Here is a 16034-nt window from a genome sequence, read left to right on the forward strand (position 1 = left end):
GCGTCACCTTTTATTAATCAGTTTTTTGAGCAATTCTGTAAGCTCCACCTTGATACCCTCAACACGTTCAGGCGAAATTCCATTTTCTATTAAACCTTTCTTTAGTGCTTCAACATTACTGCCAATAGCTGACAAGGGATCTTTGGCATCTAGAGCTTGTTTAGCTTTGGTGTTACGCCCGCCGTACGTTTCGCTGTACTTTCGATGCACTTCTGTAGGAATAACGACAGCAGGTGCACGCCTTAGTATTTGGTATATTTCATACAGTTGCAGGTCTGGAAAATTTTTCTGTAACCATCGTTTCAATGCGGATTGAGATGGAATGTGGTCCACGTCCATGTCATCCCTTATGCTGCGACGCTCCAAGTCATTATAATTCCCAGTTTCTCCGACTTCTGCAGGTTCATTATTAACCAGCCCAGGCTCCGGCAGATCTACATCACCACCGAATCCAGGAATTATGGCCCCTGTCTCGTCCGGATTCTCGCCAGGAAGTATTTCAAGACTTGGCCCCACAGGATCCAAGGTATCGCCTGGCAGAATGCCCGGCAGTAACGGCCCCTCCGGCAAGGGTGTCGGGCCGAGCAGCTCCGCGCCTGGGGCCACCAACGGCGTCCAGGTGCGTGATGGTTGGCCCTGAACAATGCCAGCATCGAACTCAAGGGCCAGACTGGCGGCGAACCACGGCTCGAACGGCAGGACCACTGCCGGCACGCCTAGAGTGTCCGCTGGTGTGTGGATTCTTAGCTGGTCAAGGTTGTACAACCCAGAGCCAACATCAACAGCTCCAACATGACGAAGCTCAAACTCGTGTCGCGCGCCGCTCCAACTTGCTCGCGGGGCCACGGGTGGAAAACCCCTGATGATTCGACGCTGATTCACCTCATCGAATTGACCGAGCAACCCCTGCTCCGCCGCAATGGCCCGCCATACCGCGCTTTCGAATGCCGGCATGCCGGTGAACAAGCGGCCGCGTAGCTGGTTACCAACCTGCACCGGCATTGCTACGCCAGCGGCAGCGCCATTCGCGGGCCACCAGTCAGCGCCAGCGACTTGGCCATTACCGCTGACAACACCAGTACCCGCCGGCGAAACTACGAATGAAAAGTACTGGGGCAGTTGACCAGGGATACAGACGATGCAGTCATCGAAGCGAAGGTCCACGCCAGCGCCAACCTCTGCAGCTTGTGGCTCAAGCGCGAGCATCCGGCCGTTGGACGGGCTTTCCGCCACCGGGGTAGCGTTACCCAGAACGATGGTTTTCCCGTCGGGCGTCTGTGCCTCGACTCGGTAGGTATCGGTGACGGGGTCGTAAACGGCATTCCTGACCCGGACCTCCGGGGCGATTCCGGCGCCTGTGGCGGCCACCGCTATCGCACTGCCACCTGGAAGATGCTCGATCTTGATGCGCTGACCCAGACGGGCCGACCCACCCGCATCGGCGATAGCCTGAAGATCCTGCCCTGGCGCAATGCCCAGCAGGTCTGCATGTATGCCCAAACCTTCGAAGTGACGCCTGCGCTGGGCTTCGGTCAGTTCGCCATTCCCCAGCGCCGGCGAATACAGCATGGCCGTGGCCGAGAGACCGACCGCCTGACCAAGGCGGATAGCTGCAACCCTCAGCACTTCCTTGGCCGCGCTAGCAATCGCCTGCTCGATAGCCGTTGCCAGCTCAGCCGCAACCTGCGCGCCTGCCTGACCAAGCAACACGCCCCCAGCCGACGCAGCCGCTACTGGCACGGTCAGCGTGGCGGCCTCCTTCAGCCGAACAAGGCGCCGGTCTTCGTCAACCTGCTGCTTGTAGCGAATTCTGGATTCGCGCAGCTCAGCGTATTGCCGCTGACGCTCCCATTCCGCCTCCCTGGCGCGCCAGAGCTGTTCCTGTTGGGCATGTTCTACAGCCAGCTCGGCTGAGCGCTGCGACAGCTGGGCAATTGCCTCCTGCAGCAAACGAGCCTCTGAGGCCGCTACGTACGCTGTTTCCCAGCCCTGATGCAGTTGCTGCATGTGTTGCGCGGTCGCCAGCCCGGCCAGTCGGGCGGCGTATGTACCTGCATCAGCATCATGGCCAGCAAAAGCCCCGGCCAACGCCTGCCGATTCGCCAACTCAAGCTGCTTGGCGGCTATAAGCCCTTTGGTTTCGTTTTGCGCTTTGGTGATCTGGTAAAGCTGCCAACGCTCACTGCCGTCGTATTCCGGGCGTTTGCGCGCTGCGTTGATCTCCTGCTGTAGCGCCTGTGCCAAGCCTTGCGCCTGGCCAGCGAAATGCGCATCAAGCTGCACGCGCCGAACTTCACGTGCCTGGCTATGAGCCTCCACTTGCTGCCTATGTAATGCAGCCAGCATTTCGGCATGAGCCCTTGCGGCTGCCGCTTGGCGAGCCTGCTCCTGGGCTCTTGCTTGCGCCAAGGCAGCAGCACGCGCTCTGGCACGCTTCTTCTTGCGACGTCGGCTGGAACCGCCAAAGCCACCACCGAAGCCACCGCCGCCGCCAATGCTGAAGAAGCCGCCCCCGCCGCTACTGGAACCTGAGGAGCCAGGGGTGATGACAACATCACCCGTGGAGCTGTCATGAAGTGTGTTTTGAGCCATACAGATTCTCCTTCTCTGTATGGCTCAGGCTGACGATCTAGCCGTCGGTCACTGCGTTACTTATTCCTCTGTCCTTGTTCACGTCTTTCAACATGTTGCAGCAAACGAGAGTCAGCCCCAGCGCAGATCAGCGCTTGTTGGCGAGCAGGTACAGCCCCACAGCCAGACCAACGGCGCACAAGCCTGCCACATAGTAGGCAGGCGCCATCGGGCTCACCTTCAGCAGCGCGGTCACCACCATCGGCGTCAAACCGCCGAAGATCGCGTAGGCCACGTTGTACGAGAACGACAGCCCGCTGAAGCGCACCGCCGCCGGGAATGCCTTGACCATTACATAAGGCACCGCGCCAATCACGCCCACGCACAGGCCGGTCACGGCATACAGCGGGAACAGCAGCTCGGGCCGGGTTGGCAGGCTGTGGTAGAAGGTCCAGGAGCTGGCCAGCAGCAGCAGGCTGCCGATCACGAACACCCGGCCCGCACCAAAGCGGTCGGCCAGGCTGCCGGCGCCGATGCAGCCAAAGCTAAGCAATACAATGGCCAGGCTGTTGGCCTTGAGCGAGTCGGTCGGGCTGATGTGGTAGAAGCTCTGCAGCAGCGCCGGGGTCATCAGGATGACCACCACGATCCCGGCCGACAGCATCCAGGTCAGCAACATCGACAGGATGATCGGGCCACGGTGGTCACGCAGCACGGCGCGCAGTGGCAGCTCCTCGGCCAGTGCCTTACGTTGCTGCATTTCGGCGAACACCGGGGTTTCGTGCAGCCAGCGGCGCAGGTAGACCGAGAACAGGCCGAACACGCCACCCAGCAGGAACGGGATACGCCAGGCGTAATCGGCCACTTCTTCCACGCTGTACACACTGTTGATCAGTGTCGCTACCAGCGAGCCAAGCAGAATGCCGGCGGTCAGGCCTGCCGTCAGGGTACCGCAGGCGTAGCCAGTGTTGCGCGCTGGCACATGCTCGGAGACGAACACCCAGGCACCCGGCACCTCGCCGCCGATCGCCGCGCCTTGGATCACGCGCATCAGCAACAGCAGGATAGGTGCCCACATGCCGATTTGTGCATACGTCGGCAGCAGGCCCATGATCAGGGTCGGCACGGCCATCATGAAAATGCTCAGGGTGAACATCTTCTTGCGCCCGAGCAGGTCGCCGAAATGGGCCATGATGATGCCGCCCAACGGCCGCGCCAGGTAGCCAGCGGCGAAGATGCCGAACGTTTGCATCAGGCGCAGCCACTCCGGCATGTCGGCCGGGAAGAACAACTTGCCCACCACCGTGGCGAAGAACACGAAAATAATGAAGTCGTAGAACTCCAGCGCGCCGCCCAGGGCGGACAGTGAGAGGGTCTTGTAGTCACTGCGGGTCAGCGGCCGCGAGGGCTGCTCGATACTGCTCGGCACGGAAGTCATCGCTCGTTGTTCTCTTTGTAGGGCATGCAGGCCGCTTGGCACGCGGCTTCTGGATTGGGAGACAAGCGAAGATAGCAAATTGCCGAGCTGCGCCGAAAGCGATACAAAATCCCTACAGATATTCATGAATGCACGGTCGTCGCTGGCCGTTATGCTCTATATACTGGCAGTTCGTAGGAAAAGGTTGCTGCTAGCGTGGGATGTTGTGCGAAAACTCCGGTCTTTATGTCAGGCGGTTTCGCAGAGTTTCCCTACGGCCGCCCAGTGAAACGAAATCGGCGTAGTATGTTTCAAGCTGAATCGTTTACCCGGCCTTTGCGCCACACCAACGAAAGCGTCACGGGTCAGAGGCCCCATCGCATGATTGAGCTCGAACAAGAAGATCCGATCCCGCAAGGCGACCTGGCCTTGCAGATCACCGCACTGCCGCGCGAGACCAACGGGTTTGGCGACATCTTCGGCGGCTGGCTGGTTGCCCAAATGGATTTGGCCGGCACCGCCATGGCCAGCCGTGTTGCTGGCGGCCGCGTGGCCACCGTGGCCATCGACCGCATGGCCTTCCTGGTACCGGTGGCAGTAGGCGCGCAGCTGTCGTTCTACACCCAGACCCTGGAAATCGGCCGCAGCTCGATCCAGATGATGGTCGAAGTGTGGAGCGACGACCCGCTGTCCAGCGAATGGCGCAAGGTCACCGAAGCGGCATTCGTCTTCGTCGCCATCGACGGCAGTGGCCGCACCCGCTCCGTGCCTCGTCGCTGAGCCACGCCGGCGGTAAACTCATTGCATGTGCCCGGGTCCAAGGCCCACTGGCAATCAATGAGATGAACGCAATGGCTACCTTCCAGGTCGTAACCGAGCAACATGGCGAACTCAACTGCTGGCGTATCAGCAGCGACCGCGCCGAACTCCTGATCGCCCAGCAGGGCGCACAGATCCTCAGCTACCAGCGGGTGGGCGAACCACCGCTGCTGTGGCTGAGCGACCAGGACATCTTCCGCCAGGGCAAGTCGGTACGCGCCGGGGTACCGGTGTGCTGGCCGTGGTTTGGCAACCTGCAACGCAACCCCGAGGCCGTGCAGGCCATGTACCACGCTGAGCAGGCACCTGCTCACGGGCTGGCGCGCTCGCGTGACTGGCAGTTGCTGGGCATCGAGGAGGTGGGCGGCGGCCTGCGCATTGAATTCGAACTGCCTGAAGCGCAGGGCGACCTGCCCGGCTGGCCTCATGACGTCGAGTTGAAGCTGGTGGTGGAGCTGGGCGAGGCGCTGAAGCTGAACCTGACCAGCCGCAACATGGGCAATACCTCCGTTACTATCAGCCAAGCCCTGCACAGCTACTTTGCCGTCAGCGATGTACGCCAGGCACGGGTCGAAGGGGTCGAGGGGCTGGGTTATATCGAAACCCTGGCGGACTGGGAACAGCGCCAGCAGCTGGGAGCACTGGCGTTTACCGGGGAGACTGACCGGATTTACCTCGACACTCCATCGCGACTGAGCATTGTCGACCCGCATTGGAACCGGCGAGTTACCTTGACCAGCAATGGATCACGTTCGGCGGTGATCTGGAACCCCTGGACCGAGCGGGCGCGGGAGCTGGCAGATATGGCCGACGATGGCTGGCAGCGAATGCTGTGCATCGAAACGGCGAATGTGTGGGATGACCTGGTGGAACTGAAGCCGGGGGCAAGTCATTCGCTGGGACTGCAGATCGGTTGTGAAATGATCTGAGTTTTGCCGTGGTTTTTCGGGCCCCTTCGCGGGTTTACCCGCGAAGGGGCCCGTGCAGATAATCAGAGGTCTGCGTCTTCCACCACCCTCACCTTCCCCGCATCCAGTGCATAGGCCGCATCGGCCAGGTCGTTGCTGACCTTTTCCACCTTCAGCTTGCCGCTGACCCACAGCGGTGTGTAGATGTCATCGATCTTCAACCCTTTCGGGTAGCGCACCAGCACCAACTGGTTCGGCGGCGGTGGCGGCACATGGATGCATGCACCTGGGTACGGCACCAGGAAAAACAGCGTGCTGTTGCCCTTGGCATCGCTTTCCAGCGGCACCGGGTAACCGCCCAAGCGGATGTCTTTGCCGTTCATGGCCGCCACGGTCTTGGTCGAGTACATCACCGCCGGCAAGCCCTTGCTCTGCTTGAGGCCACCCTTGTCGGTAAAGGTGCCCATGGCTTCTGGCGAGTTGTGGTCGATTTCGGGCATTTGCTCGAGCGCCTTCTGGTCCGACTTGGGCATCAGCTCCAGCCAGTCGGTTTCAGGCAGTTCAGCATGGGCCAGGGCGCTGGCCAACAGCAGGGGGACAAGGAAAAAGGCACGCATGGAAATGCTCGGCAACTCGGATGAATTGCCGGGCATTCTAACCAGTATTCAGCGTTTCTTGATGAATCCGTAGATCACCAGAAGGATGACCGCACCAATCAAGGCGCCAAGGAAGCCTGCTGCCTGCCCAGCCTGGTAAATGCCCAGCGCCTGGCCGCCATAGGTGGCCAACAGGGAGCCGGCAATACCCAGCAGGATGGTCATGATCCAGCCCATGCTGTCGTCGCCCGGCTTGATGAAGCGGGCCAGCAGGCCGACGATGAGGCCGATGAAGATGGTTCCAATGATGCCCATGGCAATCCCTCTGCAGTGAATATGGAACAAGCCAAAGCCTAGACGGCCTTTGGCTTGTTGCCATGTTCAGAGGGCAAGCCGCTTGCAGAAGTTCGATTTGCAGCCCGATCAGTTGCTGATCAGTGCCTCTACTTCGGCAATCTTGCGTTCAAGGGTGGCCATGTCATGGCAGCGCAGCGTGGCATGGCCAACCTTGCGGCCAACCTTGAAGGCCTTGCCATAGTGGTGCAGGTGGCAGTCGGCGATGGCGACGACTTTGTCCACGGCCGGCACTTCACCGATGAAGTTGAGCATCGCGCTCTCGCCCACCTTGGCGGTCGAGCCCAGCGGCAGGCCGGCAACGGCGCGCAGGTGGTTCTCGAACTGGCTGCACTCGGCGCCTTCGATGGTCCAGTGCCCGGAGTTGTGCACGCGCGGGGCGATTTCGTTGGCCTTCAGGCCGCCGTCTACCTCGAAGAACTCGAAGGCCATCACGCCAACGTAATCCAGCTTCTGCAACACACGGCCGACGTAGTCTTCGGCCAGGGCCTGCAGCGGGTGTGCCTGGCTGGCCACCGACAGGCGCAGGATGCCGCTTTCGTGCGTATTGTGCACCAGCGGGTAGAAGCGGGTTTCGCCATCGCGGGCACGTACAGCCACCAGCGACACCTCGCCAGTGAACGGCACGAAGCCTTCCAGCAGGCATGGCACGCTGCCCAGCTCGGCGAAGGTACCGACCACGTCTTCTGGCGTGCGCAGCACCTTCTGGCCCTTGCCGTCGTAACCCAGGGTGCGGGTTTTCAGTACGGCTGGCAGGCCGATGCTGGCCACCGCCGCCTCCAGGTCTGCCTGCGAGAGGATGTCGGCGAAGGCCGGGGTGGGAATGCCCAGGTCGCGGAACATGCTCTTTTCGAACAGGCGGTCACGGGCGATGCGCAGCGCTTCGGCGCTGGGGTACACCGGCACGAACTGCGAGAGGAAGGCCACGGTCTCGGCCGGGACGCTTTCGAACTCGAAGGTGACCAGGTCGACTTCGTCGGCCAACTGGCGCAGGTGGTCCTGGTCGCCGTAGTCGGCACGCAGGTGCTCGCCCAGGGGCGCGGCGCAAGCGTCCGGCGCCGGGTCGAGGAAGGCGAAGTTCATGCCCAGCGGGGTGCCCGCCAGGGCCAGCATGCGGCCCAGCTGGCCGCCACCGATTACACCGATCTTCATGGGTTGAGCCTCAAGCCTGGCGCGGGTCTGGGTTGTCCAGCACGGTGTCGGTCTGTTCCGTGCGGAACTGCTTCAACGCCGCGTGGTACTGCGGGTACTTGGCGCCAAGGATGCTGGCCGACAGCAATGCAGCGTTGACCGCACCGGCACGGCCGATGGCCAGGGTGGCAACCGGCACGCCAGCAGGCATCTGCACGATCGACAGCAGCGAATCGACGCCCGACAGCATCGACGACTGCACCGGCACGCCCAGCACCGGCAGATGGGTCTTGGCGGCGCACATGCCTGGCAGGTGGGCTGCGCCACCGGCACCGGCGATGATCACCTCGATGCCACGGCCCTCGGCCTCCTCGGCATACTGGAACAGCAGATCCGGGGTGCGGTGAGCGGAAACCACCTTCACTTCGTAGGGAATGCCGAGTTTTTCCAGCATATCGGCGGTGTGGCTAAGGGTGGACCAATCGGACTTGGAGCCCATGATCACGCCAACCAGTGCACTCATCGTCGAGCCTCTTCGCTTGTGCGCCCGCAGGCGCGTCAAAAAACAACAAGCCACGCGGGACGACCGGCGTGGCTTGTTTGCTGATCAGGACCGGATGCATCCGGTCGAAAGGCCGCGCAGTATACCGTAAGGTAGTGCGATTAAGGCACCCCGGCGACCAACTGTCGGGCCTTATTTTTCGGGGCTTTGGCTGACTTTTGGGTCAACCGCCGCCGCCCCCTCGAGCTTACGCCACAACAGCCTGACGTTGGCCTTGCGCACCAGGGCGCAGCGGTACAGGCGAATTTCCAGTGGCACATGCCACTGGCTGCCGCCGCAGACAGCCAGTTCGCCCCGTTCCAGCTCGCCTCGCATCGACAGGCGCGGCACCCAGGCGATGCCCAGGCCTTCCAACGCCATGCTTTTAAGGCTGTCGGCCATGGCGGTTTCATAGACGGTGGTATAGCGCAGGTTGCGCTGGCGCAGCAGCAAATTCACCGACCGCCCGAGGAATGCACCCGCGGTATAGGCCAGCAGCGGCACGCTGCCCTCGCCTTCCAGGTCGAACAATGGCTTGCCTTCGGCATCCACTGCACACACCGGCAGCATTTCCGTAGTGCCCATGTGCAGCGACGGGAAGATCTCGGCATCCATCTGCAGGGCCGCATCCGGGTCGTAGAAAGCCAGCATCAGGTCACAGCCGCCCTCGCGCAATGCGTGCACGGCATCTCCGACGTTAGTCGCAACCAGGCGGGTGGCGATGTTCAAACCGTCGTTGCGCAACTGGGCAACCCAACGGGGGAAAAAGCCTGATGCCAAGGAGTGTGCCGCCGCTACCTGAACCACCTCGCCCTGCCCACCCTCAAGGTGATGTAAATGGCGGAGAATTTCGCCCAACTGGTCGACAACGGTGCGCGCTGTGACGAGAAAAAGCTGCCCGGCTTCGGTCAGTTCGATCGGTGTGCGGGAACGGTTCACCAGTTGCAGGCCCAGCGCCGCTTCAAGGCTGCGAATGCGCCGGCTGAAGGCCGGTTGGGTCACGAAACGCCGCTCTGCCGCCTGGGAAAAACTGCGGGTAGCGGCCAGCGCACTGAAGTCTTCCAGCCATTTGCTTTCAAGGTTCACGAAGCACATCTCCCGGCATGCACCAAAATGGAACACGCTCGAATGTCAATTGGCGTCACACGAAACACTATGCCGTTTGTGCATAGGTTAGCGTGCAACAGCATTGGCCGCAAAATCACCTTCAGGCCTAGGATTGGCGCCATTCCGGCATGTGCCGGGTCAAAATCGAGATGATATACATCATGTCCTCCGCTGCATCGTTCCGCGTCGAAAAAGACTTGTTGGGTACCCTTGAAGTTCCTGCAGATGCCTACTACGGCATCCAGACCCTGCGCGCTGCCAACAACTTCCACCTCTCCGGTGTTCCACTGTCGCACTACCCGAAGCTGGTCGTGGCCCTGGCCATGGTCAAGCAGGCCGCTGCCGACGCCAACCGTGAGCTGGGTCACCTGAGCGATGCCAAGCACGCTGCCATCACCGCAGCCTGCGCCCGCCTGATCAAAGGCGATTACCACGACCAGTTCGTGGTGGACATGATCCAAGGCGGTGCTGGTACTTCTACCAACATGAACGCCAACGAAGTCATTGCCAACGTTGCACTGGAGGCCATGGGCCACCAGAAGGGTGAGTACCAGTACCTGCACCCGAACAACGACGTGAACATGGCGCAGTCGACCAACGACGCCTACCCGACCGCTATCCGTCTGGGCCTGCTGCTGGGTCACGACGCACTGCTGGCCAGCCTCGACAGCCTGATTCAGGCCTTCGCTGCCAAGGGTAAAGAATTCGACCACGTACTGAAGATGGGCCGTACCCAGCTGCAGGACGCCGTACCGATGACCCTGGGCCAGGAATTCCGCGCCTTCGCCACCACCATGACCGAAGACCTGCAGCGCCTGCGCTCGCTGGCCCCGGAACTGCTGACCGAAATCAACCTGGGCGGTACCGCCATCGGCACCGGCATCAACGCCGACCCTGGCTACCAGGCTCTGGCCGTACAGCGCCTGGCCGCCATCAGTGGCCAGCCGCTGGTACCGGCTGCCGACCTGATCGAAGCCACTTCCGACATGGGCGCCTTCGTGCTGTTCTCCGGCATGCTCAAGCGTACCGCGGTCAAGCTCTCGAAAATCTGTAACGACTTGCGTCTGCTGTCCAGCGGCCCGCGCACCGGCATCAACGAGATCAACCTGCCAGCGCGTCAGCCAGGCAGCTCGATCATGCCAGGCAAGGTCAACCCGGTTATCCCGGAAGCCGTCAACCAGGTGGCCTTCGCCATCATGGGCAACGACCTGGCCCTGACCGTCGCCGCCGAAGGTGGCCAGCTGCAGCTGAACGTGATGGAGCCGCTGATCGCCTACAAGATCTTCGACTCGATCCGCCTGCTGCAACGCGCCATGGACATGCTGCGCGAGCACTGCATCGTCGGCATCACCGCCAACGAACAGCGCTGCCGTGAACTGGTCGAGCACTCGATCGGCCTGGTCACTGCACTGAACCCGTACATCGGCTACGAAAACGCCACCCGTATCGCCCGCGTTGCCCTGGAAAGCGGCCGCGGCGTGCTGGAACTGGTGCGTGAAGAGAAGCTGCTGGACGACGCGATGCTCGACGACATCCTGCGTCCAGAAAACATGATCGCCCCGCGCCTGGTTCCGCTGAAGTCGTAACCAGCCCGCTGCAAACAGTCTCACCAGGTTAAGGGACTAGACACCTCTCAACCTTTCAAGGCCCGAGCCTATGCTTCGGGCCTTTTTTTTGCCTGATGGTTTTGCCGCCACCAGGCGGCCTCGGATATCGGCACACAACTTGCTCCATAATGCGTCCCAGGCCAACGGGATTACCCAGCATGCTGCACAGTCACCTGACCACCCTCAATGCGGTTTCGCTGATCCTCAATGTCTTTCAGGCAGACGGTTGCGAGGCCTCGGCACTGCTGGCCGGCAGCGGCATCGGCCCGGCAGACCTGGGCCACGCCGATGCGCGCATCACCACCCAGCAGGAACTGCAGGTGTGCGCCAACGCAGTGGCCCGGCGTGAGGACATCGGCCTGGAGCTGGGCCGGCGCATGCATGTGTCGTGCTACGGCATGCTCGGTTACGCCCTGCTCTCCAGTGCCACTTTGGGTGACGCCTTGCGCCTGGCGCTGCAGTATCCGGCACTGCTGGGAACAGTCTTCAAGCTGCGTTTGCTCGACGACGGCCAGCGCGTCTGGTTCAGCGCCAGCGACTATCACGACAGCCCTGCGCTGAGCGCGTTCAACGCAGAGTTCTGCCTGGTTTCGCTGAAAGTCATCTGCGACGACCTGCTTGGCCGCCCGTTGCCGCTGCTGGGCACCCGTTTCGAGCACCCTCGTCCTGGTTACCACACACGCTATGCCGATGCGTTCCAATGCCCGATCGGCTTCTCCGCCGAGGACAATGCCTTTGCCTTCGAAAGGCGCTGGCTGGATATGCCGCTGCCGCTGGCCGACCCGATTACCCACAAGGCCATGAGTGAACGCTGCCGACGCCTGAACCTGGAGTTCACGGGCCGCCAGGCCTGGCTAGGGCGGATTCGCCAGCTGCTGGTGCAGCAGTTGGACGCAGCACCGGGGCTGGAAGGGCTGGCGAGGCAGATGAACTGCTCGTCGCGCACCCTGCGTCGGCATTTACAGGCGTTGGGCTGCAGTTATCAACAGCTGCTGGACGAGCTAAGGTTCGAACGGGCCAAGCAGTTGTTGGCAGACGAGCAAATGCCGATTTACCGGATTGCCGAGACCTTGGGCTTCAGTGAGACGGCCAGCTTTCGGCATGCGTTCCAACGCTGGAGTGGTGTGGCGCCCAGCCACTTTCGCGGTTGAGCTGCTGCGGCCAAAGCGCTTGGCCATATCGATCCCCTTTTGGCCATTTGCGTCGTTCTCCCGTACTGATCCGCCCATGACAATGGACCCACGCCAGTACCCACCGGAGAACAACAATGCTGACGATCTATTCCGATGACCACCGCCTGCACCACGGCCGCTGCGAGCTGATCGACGGCAAGCTGATGCCCTGCTTCGAAATGCCTTCGCGTGCAGACCATGTGCTCGACCAGGTAAAAAAGCGCAACCTCGGCGATATCCAAGGCCCTACCGATTTCGGCCGCGCGCCGTTGCTTCGCATCCACAGCGCCGACTACCTGAACTTCTTCGAGGGCGCCTGGGCCCGCTGGGCCGCATTGGGCCATGAGGGCGACCTGCTACCCTTCACCTGGCCTGCACGCACCCTGCGCCAGGTAAAACCCACTGGCCTGCACGGTGAGCTGGGCTACTACAGTTTCGATGCCGGTGCACCGATCACCGCCGGCACTTGGCAAGCGGCCTACAGCGCCGCCCAGGTCGCCCTTACCGCCCAGGCAGCGATCCAACAAGGTGCCCATTCGGCCTTCGCGCTGTGCCGTCCGCCAGGGCACCACGCCGCTGGCGAAGTGATGGGTGGCTACTGCTACCTCAACAACGCCGCCATCGCCGCTCAGGCCTTCCTCGACCAAGGCCGGCGCAAGGTTGCCATCCTCGACGTCGACTACCACCACGGCAACGGAACCCAGGACATCTTCTACAGCCGCGATGATGTGTTCTTTGCCTCGATCCACGGCGACCCGCAGGATGAATTCCCGTTCTTCCTCGGCTATGCCGATGAAACCGGCGAAGGCGCCGGCGAGGGCTGCAACATCAACTACCCCTTGCCGGCCGGTAGCGACTGGGCTGCCTGGAGTGCCGCCCTGGAAGACGCCTGCCAGCGCATCGCCCGCTATGACGCCGACGTACTGGTGATCTCCCTGGGTGTGGACACCTTCAAGGATGACCCCATCTCGCAGTTCAAGTTGGACAGCCCGGACTACCTGGAGATGGGCCAGCGCATCGGCCAGCTGGGCAAGCCGACCTTGTTCGTGATGGAAGGCGGCTACGCTGTGGAAGAAATCGGTATCAACGCGGTCAATGTGCTGGAAGGCTTCCAGCGCGCCCAGCCAGGAGCCCGGTAATGGTCCGACTCAAGCGTCTGCTCACCCCGTTCATCGCTGCCACCCTGTTCACCGGTGCCCTGCACGCCCAAGCGGAGCAGCGCACCCTGCGTGTGTATAACTGGTTCGATTACATCACCCCGCAGACCTTGACCGACTTCCAGAAGGACAGCGGCGTCAAACTGGTGTACGACATCTTCGACACCAACGAAGCACTGGAGGCCAAGCTGCTCACCGGCAACTCCGGCTATGACGTGGTGGTACCGTCCAACGTGTTCCTCGCCAAACAGATCGAAGCCGGGGTTTTCCAGCCGCTGGACCGCAGCAAGCTGCCGAACTGGCAACACCTGGACCCGGCGCTGATGAAGCTGATCGAAGCCAACGACCCAGGCAACAAGTTTGCCGTGCCGTATATGTATGGCACCGTGTTGATCGGCTTCAACCCGGCCAAGGTCAAGGCGGCGCTGGGCGACAATGCGCCGGTGGACAGCTGGGACCTGATCTTCAAGGAAGAGAACATCGCCAAGCTCAAGCAGTGCGGCGTAGCCCTGCTCGACTCGCCATCGGAGATCATGCCTCTGGCCCTGCAGTACCTGGGCTTGCCGCCGAACAGCGACAAACCGGCCGACTACAAGAAGGCCGAGGAACTGATGCTGAAGATTCGCCCGCATATCACCTACTTCCATTCCTCGAAGTACATGGCAGATATTGCCAATGGCGACATCTGCGTGGCGGTAGGCTACAGCGGCAGCTTCTCGCAGGCCGCCAACCGCGCCCGTGAGGCGAAAAATGGCGTGGTGGTGGACATGCGCCTGCCCAAGGAAGGCGCGCCGATCTGGTTCGACATGCTGTCGATTCCGAAGGGCGCGGCCAACCCGGAGGATGCGCATGCGTTCATCAACTACCTGCTGCGACCCGAGGTGATCGCACCCATCAGCGACTTCGTTGGGTATCCGAACCCGAACAAAGATGCGACCGCCAAGGTGAACCCGACGATTCGCAACAACCCCAACCTGTACCCGACGGCCGAGGCGATGGCCAAGCTGTATACCCTCAAGCCCCTGGCACGGGATGCCGAACGGGCGCGAACCCGGGCCTGGACGCGGATCAAGTCCGGCACCTGAGTCACCCACGAAGGGCCGCACAGCGGCCCCATTCACTTTCTCCAGGCTTTGCGCAGCTTCATCAGGGCCTCGGCAATCTCACCCTCCGGCACCGCCGCAAACCCCAGCACCAAGCCCGCTCGCTTATCCACAGGCACATCGCTATCCGCCAACCAGAAATTGCTCAGCGGTGTTACCTCCACGCCCACCGCCTCCGCTCTTGCCACCAGTTCCTGCTCTTTCGCAAAGTTATCCACATCGACCTTCACATGCAGCCCGGCCGCCACTTCCGGCATTGCGCCCAACCCCGGAACATCCACTGGCCAACCGGCCTTGAGCACATTGCGCCGGTTCAACGCCGCCTTGCGCATACGGCGGATATGCCGCTGAAAATGCCCGCGGGCCATGAACTCGGCCATCACGCACTGGCTGCTGACCTCCGAATGCCGCACCGCTAGCGCCTTGCCCTGGCTGAACGCCTGCGCCAGCTGCGGCGGGAGCACCAGATAGCCCAGGCGTAACGCCGGGAAGGCGATCTTGCCAAAGGTGCCGACATACAGCACCCGCCCGTGCCGGTCGAGCGCTGCCAGCGGGGCCAGCGGCGCGCCACTGTAGCGATACTCGCCGTCGTAGTCGTCCTCGATGACCCAGCCATCGCTGCGTTCCGCCCAGGCCAGCAATGCCAGGCGGCGCGCCAGGCTCATGGTCACCCCGGTCGGGTACTGGTGAGCAGGCGTGACATAGGCCAGCCGGCAATCCGGCCGTTGCTCGAGCCGGCCGCAATCCATGCCGTCTTCATCCACCGGCACGCCAAACACTCGGCCACCCGCCAGCGTGAAAGCATGACCGGCCGCCCGATAGCCTGGGTTTTCCACAGCCACACCGTCGCCAGGTTGCAGCAGCAGCTGTGCACAAAGGCTGATGGCCTGCTGCGCACCACTGGTGATCACAATTTGTTCAGCCGTGCAGCTCAGCCCGCGCGAGCGGCGCAGGTAAGCCGCGATCAACTCGCGTAAAGCCGGCTCACCTGCCGGATCACCGTAGCCCAGCTGTTCAGGGGAAGGGTTGCGCCAGAAACCCGCCTGCAGCTTGGCCCAGACGTCAAATGGGAACAGGTCGAATGCCGGAATACCGACGCGAAAAGCACGAGGCGCACCGCTTCTTGGCGAGGGCAAATGACCACTTTTCAAGCGCTGCAAAGGCTCGCTCAAACGTCGATCGCTGGATAAATCATCAGTATTTCCAACGGAAAATGTGGATAACCCTGTTGATAAACCCAGGGATAACCCTGTGGATACTTGTGTGGATAGTTTCGGAAGCTGGCTAACGTACGTGCCATCACCGACGCGGCTTTCGATGTAGCCTTCGGCATACAGTTGGTCATAGGCACGCACCACGCTGTTGCGTGACAGCGCCAGCATGCCCGCCAGGTCACGTGTGGCCGGCAGCCGCGTGCCACTGCTCAGGCGCCCATCCAGCACCCGCGCCCGTAACGCCTGATAAAGCTGCTGGCTAAGCCCGCGACGGCGATCAAGGGCGATGCCGGCAGGGTCGAAAGGCAGTATGAGGGGCTGCTGGCTCATGGCATTG

Annotated in this window: 14 protein-coding genes; 6 read left to right on the plus strand and 8 right to left on the minus strand. The window is 61.9% G+C overall.

From position 1 onward, the window contains the following. Positions 1–3 precede the first annotated feature (3 nt). Positions 4–2592: an S-type pyocin domain-containing protein gene (locus Q9451_RS31090; RefSeq protein ID WP_012274858.1), complete on the minus strand. Its 2589-nt coding sequence runs from the start codon at positions 2590–2592 to the stop codon at positions 4–6. Between the two features lie 127 nt (positions 2593–2719). Beyond that, entirely contained in the window at positions 2720–4009 is a 1290-nt protein-coding gene (locus Q9451_RS31095; protein WP_012274859.1) for an MFS transporter, read from the minus strand. 360 nt (positions 4010–4369) lie between these two features. On the opposite strand from Q9451_RS31095, the gene Q9451_RS31100 reads away from it, so the two are divergent. Both Q9451_RS31100 and Q9451_RS31105 read left to right on the plus strand, forming a co-directional pair. Next, entirely contained in the window at positions 4370–4768 is a 399-nt protein-coding gene (locus tag Q9451_RS31100) for an acyl-CoA thioesterase (protein ID WP_012274860.1), read from the plus strand. Positions 4769–4839: 71 nt separating this feature from the next. After that, positions 4840–5736: a D-hexose-6-phosphate mutarotase gene (locus Q9451_RS31105; protein WP_041166621.1), complete on the plus strand. Its 897-nt coding sequence runs from the start codon at positions 4840–4842 to the stop codon at positions 5734–5736. 62 nt (positions 5737–5798) lie between these two features. Here Q9451_RS31105 and Q9451_RS31110 read toward each other — a convergent pair whose 3' ends face one another. The 5 genes from Q9451_RS31110 to Q9451_RS31130 all read right to left on the minus strand — a co-directional run bounded on the left by Q9451_RS31110 (position 5799) and on the right by Q9451_RS31130 (position 9423). After that, complete coding sequence (locus tag Q9451_RS31110; protein WP_012274862.1) at positions 5799–6332, minus strand: DUF3299 domain-containing protein; 534 nt, start codon at positions 6330–6332, stop codon at positions 5799–5801. 48 nt (positions 6333–6380) lie between these two features. Continuing rightward, positions 6381–6626, minus strand: coding sequence for a GlsB/YeaQ/YmgE family stress response membrane protein (locus Q9451_RS31115; protein WP_012274863.1), 246 nt, complete (start codon positions 6624–6626; stop codon positions 6381–6383). Between the two features lie 108 nt (positions 6627–6734). Continuing rightward, entirely contained in the window at positions 6735–7817 is a 1083-nt protein-coding gene (locus tag Q9451_RS31120) for a 5-(carboxyamino)imidazole ribonucleotide synthase (protein WP_012274864.1), read from the minus strand. A gap of 10 nt (positions 7818–7827) precedes the next feature. Further along, positions 7828–8319: a 5-(carboxyamino)imidazole ribonucleotide mutase gene (purE, locus tag Q9451_RS31125; protein WP_003253304.1), complete on the minus strand. Its 492-nt coding sequence runs from the start codon at positions 8317–8319 to the stop codon at positions 7828–7830. Between the two features lie 171 nt (positions 8320–8490). Continuing rightward, entirely contained in the window at positions 8491–9423 is a 933-nt protein-coding gene (locus Q9451_RS31130; RefSeq protein ID WP_012274865.1) for a LysR substrate-binding domain-containing protein, read from the minus strand. A 182-nt stretch (positions 9424–9605) separates the two neighbouring features. Between Q9451_RS31130 and aspA the strand changes: the two genes are divergently transcribed. The 4 genes from aspA (at position 9606) to Q9451_RS31150 (ending at position 14465) form a co-directional block, all read left to right on the plus strand. Next, the gene (gene aspA, locus Q9451_RS31135) at positions 9606–11030 is read left to right on the plus strand and encodes an aspartate ammonia-lyase (protein WP_041166808.1); all 1425 of its coding nucleotides are present in this window, start codon (positions 9606–9608) and stop codon (positions 11028–11030) included. Positions 11031–11209: 179 nt separating this feature from the next. Next, positions 11210–12202 (plus strand): AraC family transcriptional regulator, encoded by a 993-nt coding sequence (locus tag Q9451_RS31140; RefSeq protein ID WP_012274867.1) that lies wholly within the window; start codon positions 11210–11212, stop codon positions 12200–12202. A gap of 116 nt (positions 12203–12318) precedes the next feature. Continuing rightward, positions 12319–13362 (plus strand): histone deacetylase family protein, encoded by a 1044-nt coding sequence (locus Q9451_RS31145; RefSeq protein ID WP_012274868.1) that lies wholly within the window; start codon positions 12319–12321, stop codon positions 13360–13362. Further along, positions 13362–14465 carry a polyamine ABC transporter substrate-binding protein gene (locus Q9451_RS31150; RefSeq protein WP_012274869.1) on the plus strand — a complete coding sequence of 368 codons (1104 nt, stop codon included), beginning with the start codon at positions 13362–13364 and terminating at the stop codon, positions 14463–14465. Before Q9451_RS31145 ends, Q9451_RS31150 begins: the two co-directional genes overlap by 1 nt. 32 nt (positions 14466–14497) lie before the next feature. On the opposite strand, the gene Q9451_RS31155 is transcribed toward Q9451_RS31150, so the two are convergent. Then, positions 14498–16027, minus strand: coding sequence for a PLP-dependent aminotransferase family protein (locus Q9451_RS31155; protein WP_012274870.1), 1530 nt, complete (start codon positions 16025–16027; stop codon positions 14498–14500). Positions 16028–16034 lie beyond the last annotated feature (7 nt).

The sequence above is a fragment of the Pseudomonas sp. NY8896 genome, assembly GCF_039634505.1.